The 20,240-nt window shown below is 54.0% G+C and carries 21 protein-coding genes; 16 read left to right on the forward strand and 5 right to left on the reverse strand.

Features of this window, described 5'->3' with window-relative positions; all coding sequences use genetic code 11:
- Window positions 1-31 precede the first annotated feature (31 nt).
- The 15 genes from SPV1_RS00280 to SPV1_RS00350 all read left to right on the forward strand — a co-directional run bounded on the left by SPV1_RS00280 (window position 32) and on the right by SPV1_RS00350 (window position 13,792).
- The gene (locus tag SPV1_RS00280; RefSeq protein WP_009849063.1) at window positions 32-553 is read left to right on the forward strand and encodes a flagellar basal body-associated FliL family protein; all 522 of its coding nucleotides are present in this window, start codon (window positions 32-34) and stop codon (window positions 551-553) included.
- A gap of 14 nt (window positions 554-567) precedes the next feature.
- Window positions 568-1,560 carry a flagellar motor switch protein FliM gene (locus tag SPV1_RS00285; RefSeq protein WP_009849064.1) on the forward strand — a complete coding sequence of 331 codons (993 nt, stop codon included), beginning with the start codon at window positions 568-570 and terminating at the stop codon, window positions 1,558-1,560.
- Window positions 1,557-1,853: a FliM/FliN family flagellar motor switch protein gene (locus SPV1_RS00290; RefSeq protein ID WP_009849065.1), complete on the forward strand. Its 297-nt coding sequence runs from the start codon at window positions 1,557-1,559 to the stop codon at window positions 1,851-1,853. The genes SPV1_RS00285 and SPV1_RS00290 overlap by 4 nt, the downstream gene beginning before the upstream one ends.
- 5 nt (window positions 1,854-1,858) lie before the next feature.
- The gene (locus SPV1_RS00295) at window positions 1,859-2,161 is read left to right on the forward strand and encodes a FliO/MopB family protein (RefSeq protein ID WP_009849066.1); all 303 of its coding nucleotides are present in this window, start codon (window positions 1,859-1,861) and stop codon (window positions 2,159-2,161) included.
- Window positions 2,158-2,907 carry a flagellar type III secretion system pore protein FliP gene (gene fliP, locus SPV1_RS00300; protein WP_009849067.1) on the forward strand — a complete coding sequence of 250 codons (750 nt, stop codon included), beginning with the start codon at window positions 2,158-2,160 and terminating at the stop codon, window positions 2,905-2,907. The genes SPV1_RS00295 and fliP overlap by 4 nt, the downstream gene beginning before the upstream one ends.
- A gap of 74 nt (window positions 2,908-2,981) precedes the next feature.
- Window positions 2,982-5,969 carry a hybrid sensor histidine kinase/response regulator gene (locus tag SPV1_RS00305; RefSeq protein ID WP_152909234.1) on the forward strand — a complete coding sequence of 996 codons (2,988 nt, stop codon included), beginning with the start codon at window positions 2,982-2,984 and terminating at the stop codon, window positions 5,967-5,969.
- 184 nt (window positions 5,970-6,153) lie between these two features.
- A complete protein-coding gene (gene fliQ, locus SPV1_RS00310) occupies window positions 6,154-6,423 on the forward strand; it encodes a flagellar biosynthesis protein FliQ (RefSeq protein WP_009849069.1) in 270 nt (89 codons plus the stop codon).
- Window positions 6,424-6,428: 5 nt separating this feature from the next.
- Window positions 6,429-7,211: a flagellar biosynthetic protein FliR gene (fliR, locus tag SPV1_RS00315; RefSeq protein WP_009849070.1), complete on the forward strand. Its 783-nt coding sequence runs from the start codon at window positions 6,429-6,431 to the stop codon at window positions 7,209-7,211.
- 3 nt (window positions 7,212-7,214) lie between these two features.
- Complete coding sequence (gene flhB / locus SPV1_RS00320) at window positions 7,215-8,282, forward strand: flagellar biosynthesis protein FlhB (protein ID WP_009849071.1); 1,068 nt, start codon at window positions 7,215-7,217, stop codon at window positions 8,280-8,282.
- Between the two features lie 50 nt (window positions 8,283-8,332).
- Complete coding sequence (gene flhA / locus SPV1_RS00325; protein ID WP_231288214.1) at window positions 8,333-10,399, forward strand: flagellar biosynthesis protein FlhA; 2,067 nt, start codon at window positions 8,333-8,335, stop codon at window positions 10,397-10,399.
- Window positions 10,389-11,450, forward strand: a complete 1,062-nt coding sequence (locus SPV1_RS00330; protein ID WP_009849073.1) for a flagellar biosynthesis protein FlhF — start codon at window positions 10,389-10,391, stop codon at window positions 11,448-11,450. Before flhA ends, SPV1_RS00330 begins: the two co-directional genes overlap by 11 nt.
- Window positions 11,447-12,355 carry a MinD/ParA family protein gene (locus SPV1_RS00335; protein WP_009849074.1) on the forward strand — a complete coding sequence of 303 codons (909 nt, stop codon included), beginning with the start codon at window positions 11,447-11,449 and terminating at the stop codon, window positions 12,353-12,355. The genes SPV1_RS00330 and SPV1_RS00335 overlap by 4 nt, the downstream gene beginning before the upstream one ends.
- On the forward strand, window positions 12,352-12,570 hold the full coding sequence (locus tag SPV1_RS00340) for a hypothetical protein (protein WP_009849075.1): 219 nt from the start codon (window positions 12,352-12,354) through the stop codon (window positions 12,568-12,570). Before SPV1_RS00335 ends, SPV1_RS00340 begins: the two co-directional genes overlap by 4 nt.
- Window positions 12,567-13,298, forward strand: a complete 732-nt coding sequence (locus SPV1_RS00345; protein WP_009849076.1) for a FliA/WhiG family RNA polymerase sigma factor — start codon at window positions 12,567-12,569, stop codon at window positions 13,296-13,298. Before SPV1_RS00340 ends, SPV1_RS00345 begins: the two co-directional genes overlap by 4 nt.
- A gap of 5 nt (window positions 13,299-13,303) precedes the next feature.
- Entirely contained in the window at window positions 13,304-13,792 is a 489-nt protein-coding gene (locus SPV1_RS00350) for a DUF6115 domain-containing protein (protein ID WP_009849077.1), read from the forward strand.
- Window positions 13,793-13,823: 31 nt separating this feature from the next.
- Here SPV1_RS00350 and SPV1_RS00355 read toward each other — a convergent pair whose 3' ends face one another.
- Window positions 13,824-14,636, reverse strand: coding sequence for a hypothetical protein (locus SPV1_RS00355; protein WP_231288215.1), 813 nt, complete (start codon window positions 14,634-14,636; stop codon window positions 13,824-13,826).
- A gap of 184 nt (window positions 14,637-14,820) precedes the next feature.
- Between SPV1_RS00355 and SPV1_RS00365 the strand changes: the two genes are divergently transcribed.
- Window positions 14,821-15,264 (forward strand): FKBP-type peptidyl-prolyl cis-trans isomerase, encoded by a 444-nt coding sequence (locus SPV1_RS00365; RefSeq protein ID WP_009849080.1) that lies wholly within the window; start codon window positions 14,821-14,823, stop codon window positions 15,262-15,264.
- 124 nt (window positions 15,265-15,388) lie between these two features.
- Here the strand turns inward: SPV1_RS00365 and dapB are convergent, their stop codons facing one another.
- The 4 genes from dapB to SPV1_RS00385 form a co-directional block, all read right to left on the reverse strand.
- Complete coding sequence (dapB, locus tag SPV1_RS00370) at window positions 15,389-16,198, reverse strand: 4-hydroxy-tetrahydrodipicolinate reductase (protein WP_009849081.1); 810 nt, start codon at window positions 16,196-16,198, stop codon at window positions 15,389-15,391.
- Window positions 16,195-17,349: a molecular chaperone DnaJ gene (gene dnaJ / locus SPV1_RS00375; protein ID WP_009849082.1), complete on the reverse strand. Its 1,155-nt coding sequence runs from the start codon at window positions 17,347-17,349 to the stop codon at window positions 16,195-16,197. Before dnaJ ends, dapB begins: the two co-directional genes overlap by 4 nt.
- A gap of 240 nt (window positions 17,350-17,589) precedes the next feature.
- Complete coding sequence (gene dnaK, locus SPV1_RS00380; protein WP_009849083.1) at window positions 17,590-19,518, reverse strand: molecular chaperone DnaK; 1,929 nt, start codon at window positions 19,516-19,518, stop codon at window positions 17,590-17,592.
- Between the two features lie 151 nt (window positions 19,519-19,669).
- The gene (locus SPV1_RS00385) at window positions 19,670-20,215 is read right to left on the reverse strand and encodes a nucleotide exchange factor GrpE (protein WP_009849084.1); all 546 of its coding nucleotides are present in this window, start codon (window positions 20,213-20,215) and stop codon (window positions 19,670-19,672) included.
- Window positions 20,216-20,240 lie beyond the last annotated feature (25 nt).

The raw sequence follows: 20,240 nt of genomic DNA on the forward strand, positions 1-20,240 counted from the left end.
ACTAATAAAATGTACCACCCGGAGAGTAGTAATGGCTGACGAAGAAAAAGAAGAAAAAGGAAATGGCAAATCCTCCGGTGGCCTGCTGCCGATCATCAACCTTGTACTTCTGCTACTCGTACTGGCAGTGGGCGGCTTCATAGCCTGGAAAATGATGAGTATTGAGCAGCCTGCAACCGACAGCGACAAGCAGGCCGTAGCTCAGACAGAGGATACCACCATTCCCGAAGCCGAGGATGAGAACACGGGGCCGCCGATCATGATCGACATCGATGATATTACCGTCAACCTGGCCGATGCCGATGAAAGCCGTTTTTTGCGCGCTAAAATCAAACTGGAAGTGCGTAACGACGATGCGAAAGTCAAAGTCACCGAGAATATGGTTAAGGTGAACGATCTGATTATTACGGTGCTGGCCAGTAAAAAGTTCTCGGATATTCGTACTCCGCAAGGCAAATATGCACTGAAAGAGGACCTGGTCTATCGCCTGAACCGAATTGTCGGCGGAAAACCGATTAAAAACCTCTATTTCACCGACTTTGTATCCCAATAAACGCGGAGCAGGCAATGAGTGAACCGATACTGGCACCGGAAGAGATTGAGGCACTGATGGCCGAGGTGGCACCTGCCGAACAAACCGATGCGATGTTTGCCTCGCTCCCTCCTGTGGTGCAGCCAGAACATGTCGAAGTCTACCGCTTTAATGTCAACGATGAGGATAGCCCTGAACGGTATCCGATGTTTGTTAATCTGCAGGAGCGACTAATCGAAATGTTTGATGAGCAGTGGCATGAACTGTTCAAGCGGGATGTTTCGGTGCAGGTCAGCAGTCTGGAAAGCCTGTTCTACAAGGATATTGTCTCCGTGGATGCGCCACAGGTTTATTTTGTCTTTGAAGCCGATGGTTACGGGCGCATGCTGGTCAGCTTCGACACCGCCCTGATTGTAGCCTTTGTCGATGCCATGCTCGGCGGCGATGGCGATGCGGACGATAATCCGCAGACACTCTCGGCGGTAGAGTTGCGCCTGTCCGAGCGGATTGCCGATAAAATCAGCAAAACCTTGGGCGACTTATGGCAACCTGTGTATCCGCTTGATTTCTCCCTGCATAAACTGGATTACGACCCGCAATTTCTTGCTGTGACCGGAGCCATGGAGAAATGTTTTTCCACGTTTTTCGACATCAAGCTGAATGATGAACTCAATGGTCAAATGGGCATCTATTATCCGCGCTCTTTTCTGGAACCGATGCTGGATGTGTTGCGCGTGACGGTCACCGATGAGTCAGGTGATACCGACATGGAGTGGACAAACGGTCTGATGCAACGGCTTTCCCAAACACCTGCAGCGCTACGCTTCGAGTTGGGACGCTGTCAGATCGATATCGGCGCATTTCTGAAAATGATGCCGGGAGATTTTCTGCCCATCAGCACACGCGCCAATGATCCCTGTTCCCTATGGATTGATGAAATACCCCTGTTCCAGGCCACTCCCGGAGAGAAAAATGGCGGGCTGGCCGCAGAAATTACCGAACCCGTACAACCCGGAGGCATATCATGAGTGACACAGCAACGGCTACCGAGCATCCACAAACAGCCAACCTCGAGGCCATTATGCATGTGCCGCTGGAGATAAGCGTGGAGCTTGGTCGCATCAAATTGCCATTGCATACCATCGCACGGCTGAACCGCGGCATGGTCATCGAAATGAACAAGGAAGCCAACGCCGAAGTGCAAATTCTCGCCAATGGCAGCATATTCGCCAAAGGCGAAGTCGTTTCCACCGGCGACAAGCTGGGAGTACGTATCACAGAGATTGTGCCGGCTTCAGCCCGTATCAGCAGCCTCTCCTGATCACTATGGAACACAGTATGTTCGCCATGGTATTGCAATCAATACTGGGTCTGGCCTTCGTGCTCGGGCTGTTTGCCCTGATTGTATGGGGCATGCGTCGCATGCAGGGGCGTCAAATCAACGGTCCGGCTGATTTTCGCATCGTGCAAAAAATTCACATCGACAATCGCAACAGCCTTGTCGAAATCCGGCATCATGGCAGATGCTACCTGCTTGCCCTGTCGCCCGGCGGCATCACCCAGCTGCGCGCGGATCACAGTCAGCCGGAGACAACAACAGTAGTAAACAAGCAGGCAGCAGCCTTATGAACAAGCGATTCGCGTTACTGATGCTGGGCCTTGCGGCTCTGACGCTACCCCAACTGGTGCAGGCTGCTGATATTCCTACCCTGTCACTGAGTCTGGGCAATGGCGACGACCCTGACGCATGGTTCACCGGCCTGAAGATACTGGCCATGCTGACCATACTGACGCTGGCCCCCTCGATTCTGGTGATGATGACCTCATTCACACGCATATTGATTGTTTTTGCCTTCCTGCGCCAGGCGCTGGGCACACAACAGGCGCCACCCAATCAGATATTGATCGGCCTCTCCCTGTTTCTGACGCTGTTCATCATGATGCCCGTATGGCAAAAAATTGACACCACTGCACTGACCCCTTATCTCAATGAGGAGATCAACCAATCCGTCGCCTTTGAGCGTGGCATTGCGCCGCTACGGGACTTCATGCTCAAGCAGACACGCGAAGATGACCTGCTACTCTTTCTCAATGCAGCCAAACTGAAGAAACCGGCCAAGGCTGAAGATATGCCCATGCATGTACTGATTCCATCGTTTGTCATCTCCGAGCTGAGGACGGCCTTTGAAATCGGTTTTCTGATCTATATTCCCTTTATCGTACTTGACCTGATTGTCGCCAGCGTACTGATGAGCATGGGTATGATGATGCTGCCGCCGGTCATGATTTCACTACCGCTGAAAATCATCCTGTTCGTACTGGTTGATGGCTGGCACTTGATCACAGCCAACTTAATCGCCAGCTTCAAGGTCTGATGACTGTATAAAGGTCTGACTGCATATCCCGGCTGGAACAAAATCAACACGACAACGGCCCCACGATGGAGCGTATGGACGAGCAAGCGATGAATGACAAGATGGGCATCATGGCGACTGTTAACCGGCAAATGTCTACCTCCATCGTAGTTTCCGTACTGATTGCAGCCATGCTGGCTGCTGCATTGTGGCCTCACACCGCAACTGCGCCTCTCGCCTGGTGGCTGGTCAGTCTGTGTGTGCTCTCCCTTCTCCGCCTGGCCAGTCTGAGCCCTCAGCTACCATTTAGCCGCAACAGGCACCTGCAAACCATATTGACAGCTGCCGCCGGAGTGACCTGGGGCACCTCGGCCCCTCTGTTTCTCCCCACACTGGATCCACACCACCAGATGTTGGTTATCCTTGTACTGATCGGCATTGTTGCCAGCAGCAGCAACGCCTATGCCGGCCGTATGGAGCTATTTTATGCCTTTACGCTGCCGCTACTGATACTGCCCTGTATCTGGTTTTTTGCCCAGAACACAGAGGTTTATATGACTCTGGGCGGCATGGACCTGTTGTACATCCTGTCGCTAAGTATTTTTGCACGTCGAAATACCCGTCTGCTACAGCTGAGCATGGCAAAAAATGAACAGCTTGAGACAGAAATCGGACAACGTGAAGCACATGAATATACGCTTGGTCTGCAGCGCGCCATTCTGGATGCCATTGCCCGCCATAGTGGAAACCTCAATGCATTACTGACAACGATCACACAACAGGTAGAGAGCGAGCGCCCGGGAATGTTCGCGTCGGTACTGCTGCTCGATGAAACCGGTAAACGGCTGCAGACCGGGGCTGCGCCAAGCCTGCCGGATGCATGGAACGCAGCAGTTGATGGCGAAGAGATCGGGCCAAAAGCGGGCTCCTGCGGAACTGCAGCCTTCCTCAATGAAAGAGTTATCGTCACCGATATTGCCATCGACCCACTTTGGGAGAGCTATCGCGAGGCAGCCCGCGCTTTTAATCTGAGCGCCTGCTGGTCAGAACCTGTACGCGATGCTGCAGGGGAGGTGCTGGGCACATTTGCCATGTATTATAACGAACCGCGCTGCCCGACTAAAACGGATATTGATCTGATCGAGAATATTGCCAGTCTGACCAGCATCGCTATAGAAAACTGTCGCAAAAAAGATCAGCTGGCAGCCAGCCGCCAGCATGAGTCGGAGTTGGCCGCCATGGTCGAGCACAGCTCCGACATGATTTATGCACATGATCTGGGCGGCACTATCATCACCGCCAATACGACATGCACACGCAACTTCGGCGGCGATATCATCGGCCGAAACATCAACACAATCATCGTGCCGGAAGAGGCGGAGAAAGTGCGCTCGATGATGGCGCAAAAAGCAGAACAGGGCGGCAGTACCGTCTATGAGTTGACGGTCATGGATAGCGAGGGAAATCGCCACATACTGGAAATCAACTCCAACCTGATCCTGCGCAACGACAAACCGGTTGCCGTGCAGGGCGTGGCACGCGATATTACCCGTCGCAAACAGGCTGAAGCAATGATGACTCTGCTGGAGCAAGCTATTCACGCCAGCGATGAGAGCATCATGATCCTGGATGCTCAGGGACGCATTGAATTTGCCAACCCTGCGGCAGCATCCCTGTACAAATATCCGGCCACAGAGCTGATCGGAACCTCTATCGCCAGATTACGCGGCGGCTATGAGGGCGATGATACCTACCGTGCCATCGTATCAGCCATCGCCTCCGGAGAAAACTGGGCCGGAGAGATGTCATTCCACCCTGCCGGCGGTCTCAAAACAGTAATAGCCCGTCGCGTTTCCCCAATCATGGATGAGATGGGCCATGTGCATCACCAGATCTGTATTGATCGCGATATTACGGCTGAAAAGAAGCAGAACGAACAGCTGGAGCATACCCAACGTTTGGAAAGTCTCGGCATTCTGGCGGGCGGTATCGCGCACGACTTCAACAACCTGCTCACCGCCATCATGGGCAATGCGGCCATCGCCGAGCGCAAGATGGATAATTCGGTATCGGCAAAACCATATCTGGCACGTATTGAGGAATCCAGCCAGCGAGCAGCGGACCTGTGCAAACAGATGCTGGCCTATTCGGGCAAGGGTCGCTTTATCGTCAAACCGGTAAATCTGAGTCACCTGATTGAGGAGATGACACGGCTGATGGAAGTCTCCATCGAAAAAAACATCGTTATCCGCTATGAACTGAACGACCAGCTGCCGCTGATTGATGCCGACAGAGCCCAGATACAGCAGGTTATTCTAAACCTCATTACCAATGCCAATGAAGCCATTGGTGAGAAGAGAGGTATGATCAGTTTTGTCACCGGCACCATGCATGTCGATCGTGCCTATCTGGAGAGTACGATAAACAATGATACCCTGAGTGAGGGCGAATATGTCTATATGGAGGTCTCCGACAATGGCTGTGGCATGAATGCCGCAACCATGGAGAAGATGTTCGATCCGTTTTTTACCACCAAATTTACCGGCAGGGGGCTCGGCATGAGCGCCATGCTCGGCATTATACGCGGCCATCATGGCGCCATTCGTGTCTACAGTGAGCCGGGCCAGGGCACCACCTTCAAGGTACTGCTACCGACAAGCTCCTGTCAGCTTGTGCCGGGGCAGAATCCGTCAGGCGTCGATCCCGACTGGCAAGGTCGTGGCACAGTACTTGTGGTCGATGATGAGGCAACGATCCGCGAAGTCGCCACCGCTATGCTCGAAGAGATGGGATTTGACACCATCTCCGCCACCGACGGTGAAGAAGCGGTAGACCTGTACCGTCGCCACGGACAAAAAATAGTGCTGGTGCTGCTGGATTTAACGATGCCGAAAATGGATGGTAAAGCATGCCTGGCCGAATTACTGTGCATTAATCCCGATGTCAAAGTCATCCTGTCCAGCGGCTACAATGAAGAGGAAACCGGTGAACAGTTCGCCTTCGGTATTCTTGCCGGCTTTATCCAGAAACCCTATAGCCCGGAAGCCCTGCAACAAGTCATACGTCACTCCCTGACCGACTAAAAGCAATCGCTACAACGTTTCGCCAAACAACACCTTGGAGGTGAAGTGACGGGTTGGCCTGTCATGGTTGCTGCCCGAGCCCGGTAGCGGCGCAACAGCGTGAATCACGCCTCCCTCCTGTACTTATCATACAGTAAAACAAGCTTGCCGACATCATTGGCACGGGGGTTGCTGAATAGTGGATATGACTCCTGATTCCGTTATTCAAATTGGCAGTGAAGCACTCAAGGTAGTATTGATGATTTCCCTGCCCATGCTGGGCGTTGCTCTGGTCGTCGGCATCGCCATTTCGCTGTTTCAGGCTGTCACCCAGATTCAGGAAATGACGCTGACATTCGTTCCCAAAATTATTGCTGTCTTTGTAGCCATGATTCTTGCCGCACCGTGGATGAGCGATCAGATGATCTCATTTACCCGTGAACTGTTCTCGATGATTCCTACCCTGACGCGGTAACAACAGTGGATGTACCATGGCCTGACATTGAGCAGATCATTATCGGCCTGCTGGTGATGTTGCGCGTCAGCGCCCTGATCATGATGCTGCCGATTCTCGGTCATCAACTGGTCCCCGCACAGATCAAAAGAGGTCTGATTGTATTGCTGACGATCCTGATCTTTCCGCTGGTCGCAGACAAGGTGGCCGCCATACCGCTGAAACCCGTTGCGTTTGTCATCGTCGCTATCCATGAAATCCTGGTTGCTGCCGCTATTGCCCTGTTCGCCCAATTGATCTTTGCCGCTATCCAGCTTGCCGGACAACTGATCAGTTTCCAGATGGGCATGAGTGTTGCCAACGTCTTTGATCCCATGACCCATTCCCAGCAATCGGTTGTCTCACAACTGGCCGTGACACTGGCTATGCTGCTGTGGATATCGGTCGGGGCGCACCACATGTTTATTACCGCTCTGATCGAATCATTCACGCTGTTTCCGATTCATCAGGCCATTTACTTCCCGGCCCTGTCAACATTGACCGATGCTGCCGCAACAATGTTTGTGCTGGCGCTGAAAATCGCCGCACCGCTGATGGTACTGATGACGCTGGTGTATGTGGCACTTGGTCTGTTATCGCGCGCGGTACCACAAATTCAGGTGTTTTTTGTCAGCTTCCCCCTTACCGTCGGTCTTGGCCTGCTTACTTTCGCCCTCGGCATGCCTGCCTTTGTCTACCTGGTCAGCGATGCCTTCTCCACCCTGCCCAATCAAATCCCCCTCTTTTTGCGGCACATGAGCGGCGTGTAAAGCATGGCTGACGAACAGGATAAGAGCCAACAAACCGAAGAGGCGACCCCGAAGCGGGAAGAAGACGCGCGCAAGAAGGGGCAAATTGCTACCAGCAAGGAGCCATCCACGGCCATTGCCTTCACCGTCATCAGCCTGATCGTCATCACCGGCCTTGGCAGCTGGTTCGGTGAACAGATGCAGCACATGCTTACGAACTATTTGTCCGGAGCCGTACATATCAAGGCGACCGGCGAAGGTATGCAGAAGTTGCTTATCTCTGCAGTTACCGACATGGCCATGGTTGTACTACCCATTGCCGTACCCATTATGCTGCTGGGCCTACTGGTAACTTTCATGGTCAGCGGCCCTGTATTCACCTTTGAAACCATGATACCCAAATTTGAAAAAATCAGTCCCCTGAAAGGGATCAAACGCCTGTTCTCCACCAAGGCGCTGGCTGAATTTATCAAATCCGTGTTGAAACTTGTCCTGATTTCCGTGGCATGCGCGACCATCGTCAGCGGCATGTTTTCCGAAATTCTGCATACCGCCCTGAAAGACCCGGCGGATATTGCCGCCCTGACCCTTTTCGGAAGCGTCAAAATCACAACGCTAGTGGCTGTTATTTTTGTCGTCATCGCACTGGCAGATGTACTTTATCAACGATGGGAGCACGCAAAATCACTGCGCATGTCAAAGAAAGAACAGCGCGATGAACACAAGGACAGTGAAGGCGACCCACAGCTGAAAGCTAAAATTCGTCAGATTCAGATGCAGCAGGCACAGAACCGCATGATGTCCGATGTGCCTGATGCAGATGTGATTATTACCAATCCAACCCATATCTCCATTGCCCTGGCCTACGATCCTTTAAGCCCGGGTGCTCCGCGCGTACTGGCAAAGGGTAAGGGACATCTTGCTGCGAAAATCAGGGAGATCGCGCGCGAGCACCATATTCCGATGCGCGAAAACAAACCTTTGGCAAGGTCCTTGTTTAAGCAGGTCAAGGTCGGCGATGAAATACCGGAAGTACTGTTTGAAGCGATCGCCATCATTCTGGCCGAAATATTCCGCTTGAAGCAGCGATAACAGTCGAACAAGGCAAGGAGCGACACAAAACAATGCAACAAGCTGCCGTTATGACACTACAGCGCATCGGGAAACAGCCGGATATTCTGCTGGCAATCAGCGTGCTCGCCGTGCTGCTGGTCATGATGGTGCCACTGCCTACATGGCTGATGGATGTGATGCTTGCCGCCAATATCACCGTCGGCGTTCTGATTCTGCTCACCGCATTGTATGTGCTTAAACCGCTTGAGTTTTCAGTATTTCCGTCCCTGCTGCTGCTAACCACACTGTTTCGTCTCTCGCTGAATGTGGCCACCACCCGCCTGATTCTGTTGAACGGTCAGGATGGACCTGCGGCAGCCGGCCATGTTATCGAAGGGTTCGGTCAGTTTGTGGTCGGCGGCAATACCCTTGTCGGCGTGATTATTTTCATCATTCTGGTGCTGATTAACTTTGTCGTCATCAGTAAGGGCTCCACCCGTATTGCCGAAGTGGCTGCCCGCTTCACACTGGATGCCATGCCCGGCAAGCAGATGGCTATCGATGCGGATATGAATGCAGGTCTGATCAATGAAGCCGAAGCCAGAGTTCGCCGTGAAAATGTGGCGCGCGAAGCGGAATTCTACGGTGCCATGGATGGTGCTTCCAAATTTGTACGCGGTGATGCGGTAGCCGGCCTGATCATCACGGTCATCAACCTCGTTGGCGGCCTGATCATCGGCGTGATGCAGCATGGCATGTCGGTCACCGATGCCATGTCCGTGTTCAGCCTGCTAACGGTCGGTGACGGCCTGGTCTCACAGATTCCGGCTCTGGTGATCTCCACCGCAGCCGGCATTATCATCACCCGCGCCAGCAGCAACAAATCGCTGCCTATTGAGCTCAAGGCGCAGTTCACCGCTCACCCCAAAGTACACTGGGTCGCTGCCGGCGCACTGTTCCTGATGAGTCTCGTCCCCGGTCTGCCCTTCATCCCCTTCCTGATCCTCTCCCTTGGCCTGGGTGCCAGCGGCTATTATCTGCAGCTGGGACAGCAGCAGAAAGGTCTGGAAACCATCGCCGAAGATGTCACCCCGCTGGCCGAACCGATGGGCGAAGAGGAGCTCGATGATCTGCTGGTGGAAGATCCGATCCGACTGGAAATCGGCTATGGCCTGATCGACATGGTGGAAGGCGGTCGCGAAGGCAACCTGCTCGACCGGATGAAAAAAGTGCGGCGACAGATCACCCAGGAGATCGGCTTCGTGCTGCCTCCGGTACATATCAAGGATAACCTGCAACTGGGAGTAAGCGATTATCAGATTCTCATTCGCGGCGCTATTGTCGGCAAGGGTGAAATCCGGCCACGCAATCTGCTGGCACTGGAAAGCCAGATCAGCGGCCCGCCCGTAGAAGGTATCGCCACACAGGAACCTGCTTTCGGACTGCCGGCGGTATGGATTTCTGAAGATAAACGGCAACAAGCCGAGCTTTCCGGTTATACGGTGGTCGAGCCGACAACTGTGATTATCACCCATCTGACCGAGCTGTTGCGTGGCCAGGCGGCCGAAATGCTGGATCGTACTCAGGTCCATGACCTGCTGGAGAAATTTGCTCAGCGTCACCCGAAAGTGGTCGAGGAGATCGTGCCGTCACAGGTGCCTGTCGGCCTGCTACAAAATGTATTGCAGCGGTTGCTGGTTGAATGGGTACCGATTCGAGACCTGATGCTGATTCTCGAGGCGCTCTCCGATCATGCCGGAGAACATCTGAGCATTGATGATCTGGTTGAGAAAGTGCGCACACGGCTTGGTCGCACCATTACCCAACGCTACCTGAACGCACAGGGTGAACTGGCTGTATTCATGCTCGATGGAGAGCTCGAACAACGTATGAGCGAGCGCATGAGCCAGCAACAGGGCTGGGCACTGCCGCTGGATATGCCCGAATGGCAGCGCTTCATCTCCCGGGTTAATGAAATCTCCTCGCATTTTGATGTGGATATTCCGGTGCTGCTGACAACGCCGCAATTGCGCGGTCACCTGACCCGGGCCCTGCGCAAGGTGATGACCCGCATCGCTGTCTTATCGATTGCCGAGATTCCTCCCCAAACCAATATTCAGTCATTGGCCAAAGTGAGCCTGTACGATGCGAATTAAGGTATTTACAGCGCCGCACCTGCATGAGGCTCTGGCCAAAGTGCGCAAGGACATGGGACCGGAGGCACTGATTCTGGATCGCCAGCAGTCCAAGGATGCCAGCGGCTCAAGCCTGTGGCATGTGCATGCGGCACTGGACAACAGCAACCCCGTTGAAACGGCAAAACCGACTGTCAAAGAGGTCAAACCCGCTGATACAAGGACGCAAGCATCCCCCCATGTCGATGCCACCATCAGGCGTCTGGAGCGCCTGGTTGAAGGGCTGGGCAACAGGGAGAGTGACAGCCTGCGTCAGGCACTGACCGATAACGCTGAACAGCTGGCCTTCGATCATCTGAGCAAGCTGGGAATCGCTGCCAGTCATGCTTTTGACATGGCTGGCGATTTTGCACAAAGAAAACCGACAGGCAGCAAGACCATTCGTTGGAGCAGGCGTATCAACCCCGGCCAACAACAGCACACCGTACTTTTCAGCGGCCCTGCCGGCTGTGGTAAAAGCACATTGATTGCCAAGCTGGCAGCCCATTACAGCATGAAAGGTATTCGTATCGCACTGATCTCCACCGATACCGAGCGCATGGGCGGGCTGGACAGCCTGAAGGCGTATGCCAGCACACTCGGCGTACCCTTTTTCCCGCTGAACAAGCTATCGGATGCCGCCAATATACTGCGCCAGACACAATCGGCACAACTCCTGCTAATAGACTCTGAAGGCTGGAGTCCGCGACGCGATATCGGGTTGCGGCGGCAAACCGGATTATGGGATGCCATGCAATGCACCGAACGTTTTCTGGTGTTACCTGCCAACATGGATGAGGAGGATGGCATGCAATTACTGGCACATCATACAGCATCGGCCATGACACATCTGGCATTTTCCAAGCTGGATGAAACACAGAAGCCGGGGAAAATTGTCAACTGGTCGATTGCGGCCGGGATGCCTTTGGGATATTGCAGTTTCGGACCGGAAGTGCCGGAGCAGATGGGCTGGCTGACTGATCAGGCACTCACCGCCATGTTAAGTAAAGCCAGCCGGGATGTTACCGCGTGAGCACTCCGGCTACCGTCTCCGCAGCAACAGCTGAAACAAACATTATGACTACGCGCTCTCCCCGTGTTATTTCCATCAGCAGCGGTAAAGGCGGCGTAGGAAAAACCTTTGTCTCCGTCAATCTGGCCGCGCATGCAGCAGCCCAAGGTCATAAAGTACTGCTTATTGATGCCGATCTGGGACTGGCTAATGTTGATGTCATGCTTGGCCTGCAGACATCCGGAAGTATCCGCGACCTGCTCACGGAAGGCACGAGCCTGGAAGAGCTGATTGTACCCTGCAAACAGGGTTTTGATGTATTGCCGGGTGGCAGCGGCCTGCATGAGTTGACCAACCTGAATGTCCGCGAGCAACAGACCATTCTCGACACACTGCGTGAGACCGGTCGTGATTATGACCTGATCCTTATCGATACGGCAGCCGGCATCGGTGAAAATGTGCTCTATTTCGCCTCCGCATCGGAAACCGCGCTGGTCGTATTAACGCCTGACCCGACCGCCCTGACGGATGCCTATGCACTGATCAAGGTCATGTCGCAGCAGCGTGGTGTGCGCCGCTTTATGGTGCTCGTCAATCAAACCGATGAAATTGACGGCCAGATTACCTTCAAGCGTTTGTTATCGGTCAGCGACCGCTATCTTGATATTTATCTGGACTATATCGGCTATGTCCCGCAACACACCGATGTGCGCAAAGCCATTCAACGCCAAAAACCACTAATCCATAATGGCACCGATCTCTCCCGCCATCTGGAAAAGCTGTTTGACAGCCTGCTGGATCGCCCGCGCGACAGTTCCCGCTCGGCCGGCTTGCAGTTCTTCTGGGAGCACAGTCTGGCCGCTTCTCTGGGTGATGATGATGCCCTGAACACCACTGCCTTACAGGCAGAAGGAAAACTGCAGTGAAACCTGTCCATGCCGCTCTTACCGGCAGCCTGACAGGCTTGCTCTTCGGCCTCGCTGTCTGCCTGATTCAGAATATCCCGATCTCTGATGCACTATTGCGTATGCTCACGCTGACATTTGCCGGCGGCTGGATGGGCGTGCTGCTGGCATGGCTGAATCTGCTGCTTCCGACCCACCATGACCGGAACTCAGGAACACAGGATTCCGGTGCATGAATACCATGCCTAACTACAGCATCACACCGACACCGGATGAATTATTGGAGGAGTACCTGCCTCTGGTGCGCTACCATGCAGACCAATTGATGCGGCGCACTCCCGACTCCATAGAGTTTGATGATCTGATCAATGCCGGTGTGCTCGGCCTGCTCGATGGGGCCCAGCGCTTCGATCATAGTCGCGACGTCCAGTTTAAAACCTTTGTATCCTACCGGGTTCGCGGTGCCATGATCGACTATCTGCGGGCATTTGACTGGATGCCGCGCGGCCTGCGCGATCATGCCAAGGAGATGCAGACTGCCTTTCAACAACTGGAACAGGTCTATGGACGCCCGGCAGAAGAGACCGAAATCGCCAAACACCTTAATATTTCGCTGGATGAATACCGGACGCGCCTGACTAATGTGCGCAGCATGTCGATTATTCACTTTGATGATCTGCCGGTGAACAATGATTTTGACGATGAGATAAGCATACTGGAAACACTGGCAGGAGATCCGGCCGATACGCCTGAGGCGCAGAATTCGCTGATGCAATTTGTACAACAGCTGGCCGACGGCATTAGTCGCCTGCCGGCACGCGAACAGGTTCTGGTCACGCTCTATTATTATGAAGAACTGACGATGAAAGAAATAGCTCTGATTCTCGGTCTCACTGAATCCCGCGTATCACAGCTGCATTCGCAAATGGTAGTGCGCCTGCGCGGCCTTATGGGGCTGGATTAACAGCTATGGAAGCTATCATTCCCGGACTGAGCCTCTCCGGCAGAGAGTGGCTAAGCCTCTGCATCGACCTGACCCTGCTGATCGGTATTTTCATGCTGTGGCTGACCTGGTATCGCAATGGCAAACGCCAACAGGCGATGGAGCAACTGTTGGCTACAACGGCCGCACAACTGGACGAGGCAACCCGACACCTGGCCGAGGCAACCCACAGTATGCAGCAACTGAAATCCCGACAGGAGCAGAGTCAAGCACCCGGACGGCCTGTAGAAAAGCAGGCTACAGCACAGCGCGTACAGAGCCGGACAGATAGCCCCCGACCAACGTTCAACGACGCTCCTCCGCCCCAGAACAGTACCCAGGCAACCATGATTTTACGCATGCACCGGGAGGGAGACAGGCCGGAAACCATCGCCGATCGACTCGACATGCCGTTGGCACAGGTCAAACTGATGCTGAAACTGCACGCCTCCTCCACGGCAACCGCTGCACGCTAACAGGCTGCTCTCACTACCGTTTTCACTTGTTTTACAGTTCGTATCCAATGATGAATTTCAGCATCCCTTTATCGGTCACCGGTGTCAGACCGAACAGATAACCGATCTCATAACTGAAACCGCCATGCAATTTTCCAAGCAGTACAATACCGGCCTGCTGAGACTGTCTGGATGGTACGAGCGTTTGAGAAACATCTCCCAGCCCGCCGTACAGCTCGATGGCCGGCTCTATCTCCCGCCGCCAACGCCATTTACTCCGCCACGCGTAGCCTGCAATGACGTGAGGGAGCGCGTTGCGACCCAGCTCTTTCGTCAGAATCAGGTTGGCAGTGTGCGTCAGACCGCCACTCTCTTTCTCCAACAGCAGCTTGAATTCCAGTGCATCGGGTAAATTCAGTCCGGCTCGCGGCCTGAAATATTCCAGATATAACCCTGCATCGAGCCACTGCTCTCCCGGTTTGGTCAGCACATAGACGTTTTCCCATTTCACCCCCTGCCAGGTGAACTTCTGTCCCGGATTCTTGCGAAAGTCACCATAGACAGCAGTCAACCAACGATCCGTGACTCCCAGTTCGTACTCAAACTGATGCCGTGCTCCGGCATTTCTGGCCGGATCGGTGTTGACGCTGTAGTCCAGTAAATATCCGATTTCTGCCTCTCCCTTCTCAACCGCAGGGGAGTACACCTTTCGTGCCAGTGCATCAGCCGGCAACATGAAGTTAGTTAAACCGGCCAGTATAACGATTACAGCAACGCTTATTGATGCAGACTGCTTGCGTGCATGCATTAGCAGCCGTTTTGATCCCGGTGCCAGCCCCGTGAACAGCTTCCCTGCCCTGATCATTGAAACGGTTTCAGAATATGCCCTCATGACCACCTCGCTGGGTGTGAATGATAATCATTATCATTAATCAGTCAATGATAATGATTATCACTACTCGCTGCATCGGACAAAGTAACAGGTCACCCTTTTTTCCGCCCTGACATAGGTTAGCCTGCCAGCCATTATCGGCGCATCAGGAGTTCATATGCATATAGAGGACAACAGTATCGTCACCATTCACTACACGCTGACAAAACCGAATGGCGATATAATTGAATCATCACGCGACGGCGAGCCACTGGATTACACTCACGGCACCGACGCACTGGTACCAGGCCTGGAACAGGCGTTGAAAGGCAAAAAGGCCGGCGACCGTGTTACCGTCAGCGTGCAACCGGAACAGGGGTATGGCGAATGCAGCGAGCAGTTGCTCCAGCAGGTTCCGCGAGACATTTTTCAGTTTGACGGCCCTATCGAACCCGGTATGCGATTTCAGGCCGATACCGGTCACGGCATCGAACTGGTCACCGTGATCGGAGCCGATGAGACTTCGGTCACCGTCGATGCCAACCACCCGCTGGCCGGCGAAGTACTGAATTTTGATGTTGATATTATCGCCGTCCGCGCACCTGCAGAGGCTGAAGCTTAACCACCCCGACAGCTGATGACTATAATTACCCCCCTGTTCGGGTCTGCTTCAGATATACTGATTCGATGCGCAAAAAAAAAGGCCGCATATGCAGCCCCTTTCGATGGATTAGTGTTGTAGCAACCTAGTTTTTCAGCCCCAGCATATCCTGCATATCATACCAGCCGACAGACTGAGCGGAGAGCCAGCCTGCAGCACGCACAGCGCCACGGGCAAAGACCATACGATCCGATGCCATATGGTTGATCTCAATGCGCTCTTCATCGGCGATGAACATCGCCTGATGTTCACCCACGATATTACCGCCACGCACAACTGAAAAACCGATACTGCCGGGTTTACGAACGCCGGTGATGCCTTCGCGTGACAAGACCGCTACATCATCCAGCTCCACACCTCGACCTGACGCCAGCGCCTTGCCCATAGCCAGCGCCGTACCGCTTGGCGCATCCACCTTGTGCTTGTGATGCGCTTCAAATATTTCGGCATCGTAGTCGTCGCCCAGCACCTGTGCCGCCCGCTCAATCAGGCTCAGTGCCAGATTCACGCCGACCGAATAGTTGGCCGCCATGACAACCGGCGAATCGGCCAGGATATCTCGCAACTGCTGCATTTGCCCTGCATCAAAGCCGGTCGTACCAATCACCATGCCCATACCGCGCTCGGCGACAAAGGCTGCATGCTTCAGTGTCGCAGCCGGTGCTGTGAAATCGATCAGCACATCGGCAGCAGGACACTGCTGAATATCATCAATAATACGCACAGCCAATGTCTCCACACCGGCCATCTCACCGGCGTCGCGGCCCAAAAACTCCGAGCCCGAACGCTCGGTAGCGCCGACCAGGTCGCAGCGGCTGCTTTCCGCTACCGCACGTACCAGCATACGCCCCATGCGCCCGGAAGCTCCGACGACGACAACCCTGACGCCACTCATGGCTTGGCATCCCCGGACAACTCATCCCACAGATCTTTCACCTTGCCGAGGAAGGAAGAACGCTCGGGATAAATCTCATCTCCAGCCTCTGCAGCGAACTGGCGTAACAACTCTTCCTGCCGTCCGCTCATCTTCTTCGGTACGGCAATCTGAACGCGTACATAGAGATCACCCTTGTGGCCGGATGCGCGAATATCCGGCACACCGTGACCGCGCAAACGGAATACCCGGCCGCCTTCGGTGCCGGCAGGAATTTTGATCTTCACCCGGCCATCGAGCGTCGGCGCATCCACCTCGGCGCCCAGTGATGCCTGTGGAAAAGTGACCGGCATCGTGCAGTGCAGATCCGCACCATCACGCTCAAAAATGGAGTGTTTCTTCAGCGAAATCACAATATAGAGATCGCCCGGTGCCGTACCCTGTTGGCCGGCTTCGCCTTCACCGGTAACACGCACCTGTGCGCCGTCATAGACGCCTGCCGGAACCTTGACCTTCAGCTTCTTGCTGGTCTTCACACGGCCTGCGCCACCACAATTGATACAAGGCGAATCAATTCGCGTACCGCTGCCATGACAGGCGGGACAGGTACGCCGTACAGCGAAAAATCCCTGTTGCATCTGTACCTGACCATGACCACCACAGGTCGAACAGGGTACCGGATTCGTGCCGGGACGCGCGCCGCTGCCGTGACAGGTATCGCAACCGACATGCTTGGGGATCTCGAGTTCGACCTCCTTGCCATTGGCGGCCTCTTCCAGCGACAAACTCAGGTTGTATCGCAGATCCGCACCACGGGAGGCACGCTGACCACCGCCATTGAACACATCACCGAAGACGTCGCCAAACAGATCGCCGAAGTCACGGAACGCATGCGAATCCTGGAAGCCGCCAGCACTGCCACCGCGCCAGAAATCCTGCATTTGGTCATCCACACCGGCATGACCATATTGATCATAACGGGCACGCTTGGCTGAGTCGGACAATACTTCGTACGCTTCAGTCACTTCGCGAAAGTTTTCCGCAGCCTTTTTATCATCCGGATTGCGGTCCGGATGAAATTTCATAGCCAGTTTACGATACGCCCGCTTGATAGTGTTTTCATCGGCATCCTTGGCCACACCCAGCACTTCATAATAATCGCGATTGGTCACTGTCACTCCCTGCTTTCAAATCAAATCTATTTTTACCACGGAGCAAGACAGCTATTCCAGCAGTGCGTGTTATTCGCCCGGCACATCCACGGCCAAACCATCCACCCTGCAGAGTTTCTCTCCATGTTCACCCTGTCTACTCTGTGGTGCATCTCTGTTTTAACTATTAAAACCATTCTTTAAAACGTGAAAAGGAGCGGGGAGTTTACACTCTCCGCTCCCTACACTACAGCTTACAGCTTACTTCTTGTCTTTTTCATCGACAACTTCGGCATCCACCACATCGGCATCGGTTGCAGAACCGGATGACGCATCGGTTGCTCCTTCTGCAGCCGATTCACCACCGTCTGCCTGCTCGCTCTGCATATGCTGATAGATCGCTTCACCCAGCTTCTGCGACTTCTCGGCCAGCTTCTGCTCGCCTGCGCTGATCGCTTCCACATCACCGCCTTCAATTGCTGTCTTCAGCTCTGCCAGTGCTTCCTCGATACTCTTGCGGGTATCCTCATCCACCTTGTCGCCATGCTCCTTGAGCGATTTCTCCGTCGAGTAGACCAGAGCGTCGGCACGATTCTTCGTCTCGATCTGCTCTTTCTGCTTCTTGTCCTCTTCGGCATGCGCCTCGGCATCCTTCTGCATGCTTTCAATCTCTTCCTTGGACAGACCGGAGCCGGACTCAATGCGAATCGAGGTCTCCTTGCCGGTACCCTTGTCCTTGGCGTGCACATGAATAATACCGTTGGAGTCGATATCGAAGGTCACTTCAACCTGCGGCATACCGCGCGGTGCCGGCGCAATCCCTTCCAGGTTGAACAGGCCCATCTGCTTGTTGGCCGAGAAGATTTCACGCTCGCCCTGTGCAACCTTGATGGTTACAGCCGTCTGATTGTCTGCAGCCGTGGTATAGGTCTGGCTCTTCTTGGTTGGGATCGTGGTGTTCTTTTCAATAATCTTGTTGAACAGACCACCTTCAACTTCGATACCGAGTGAGAGCGGCGTAACGTCCAGCAGCAACACGTCGGTCACATCACCGGTCAGCACAGCGCCCTGAATTGCAGCACCAATCGCCACCACTTCATCCGGATTCACACCCTTATGCGGCTCGCGACCGAAGAATGACTTCACCTTCTCCTGTACCAGCGGCATACGGGTCTGACCACCGACCAGCACAACCTCATGGATATCGGATGCCTTCACGCCCGCATCTTTCAATGCCTGCTTGCATGGCGCCAGCGAACGCTCAACCAGATCACCGACCAGACTTTCGAACTTGGCGCGTGTTACCTTGATCAGCAGATGCTTCGGACCGGAGGCATCGGCCGTGATAAACGGCAGGTTCACTTCTGTCTGCTGACTGCTGGAGAGCTCAATCTTGGCCTTTTCAGCCGCTTCCTTCAGGCGCTGCAGTGCCAGTTTGTCGGCCATCAGATCAACGCCGTGCTCTTTCTTGAACTCTTCGGCCAGATATTTAATCAGCACCTGATCAAAATCTTCACCACCGAGGAAGGTGTCGCCGTTGGTGGATTTCACTTCAAATACGCCATCACCAATTTCCAGCACCGAGATATCAAACGTACCGCCACCCAGATCGTAAACGGCAATCAGATGGTTCTCTTCGGTCTTGTCCAGACCATAGGCCAGTGCGGAAGCAGTCGGCTCGTTGACAATACGCAACACGTTCAGACCGGCAATAGCGCCTGCATCCTTGGTCGCCTGACGCTGGGAGTCGTTAAAATAGGCCGGTACGGTAATCACCGCATCCTTGACCTCTTCACCGAGATACTCTTCGGCTGTCTTTTTCATCTTCTGCAGCACAATGGCACTGACTTCCTGCGGGCTCATCTTCTTGCCATCCACTTCAACCCAGGCATCTCCGTTATCCGCCTTGACGACAGGATAAGCGACCAGCTCACGATGATGTTTGGCTTCAGCAGCCTCATACTTGCGACCGATCAGACGCTTTACCGCGTAAAAGGTTTTATCGGGGTTGGTGACCATCTGACGCTTGGCGGAAGCACCGACAAGACGCTCGCCATCTTTGGTGAATGCCACAACCGACGGCGTGGTGTTATCACCTTCACTGTTGGGAATTACTTTGGCCTTGCCGCCTTCCATCACGGCAACACATGAATTGGTTGTGCCGAGATCGATACCGATTACTTTTGCCATTTTGTTTACACTCCTGTTGTGCATGCAATGATGCGAAATTAAAATATCTGTAGATGCTTTATGGGGAGAGCGAAAAGCGAATTCAACCCCTGTCTGCTGTTTACCTTCTTACAGGGAAACGATCGATTCCCTGCTCCTGGCTTTATTTCTGCTATTTCTGCGGACCACTGGAAACCAAAACCTTGGCGGGCCGTATCAAACGCCCGTGCAGGCTGTATCCGGCCACATGCTGGGCGACCACGGTACCTTCCGGCTCATCGCTGGGCATCTGCGTCAGTGCTTCATGCCAGTTCGGATCAAACTGCTGACCGACCGCATCAATACGTTCAACGTGGAAGCGTTTCATCAGGTCATGCCAGCTGTTGAGAGTCAGTTGCACCCCTTCGCGTAGCGCCTCCTCGTTTCCTGCTTCCACTTCCAGCGCCCGCTCCATATTATCAGCCACATCCAGCAGCGCCGAGGCAAACTTCTCGATGCCGAATTTGTGTGCATCGGCCACCTGTCGCTCACTACGTTTGCGCAGATTTTCCATCTCCGCATGTGTGCGCAGCAGCCGGTCTTTCAGCTCATTATTCTCCTGCTGTAGCTGCTCAAGCGGATCCACTGCATCGTCCACCGTAACTTCATCAACATCAACGGCCGCATCCAACTCCTGCGACTCTTTCTGCTTACCGGATTCCTTACGCTTGTCGCTCAAACCATCCTCCTCAAATTCACTATGC

The organism is Mariprofundus ferrooxydans PV-1, from assembly GCF_000153765.1.
GTDB lineage: Bacteria > Pseudomonadota > Zetaproteobacteria > Mariprofundales > Mariprofundaceae > Mariprofundus > Mariprofundus ferrooxydans.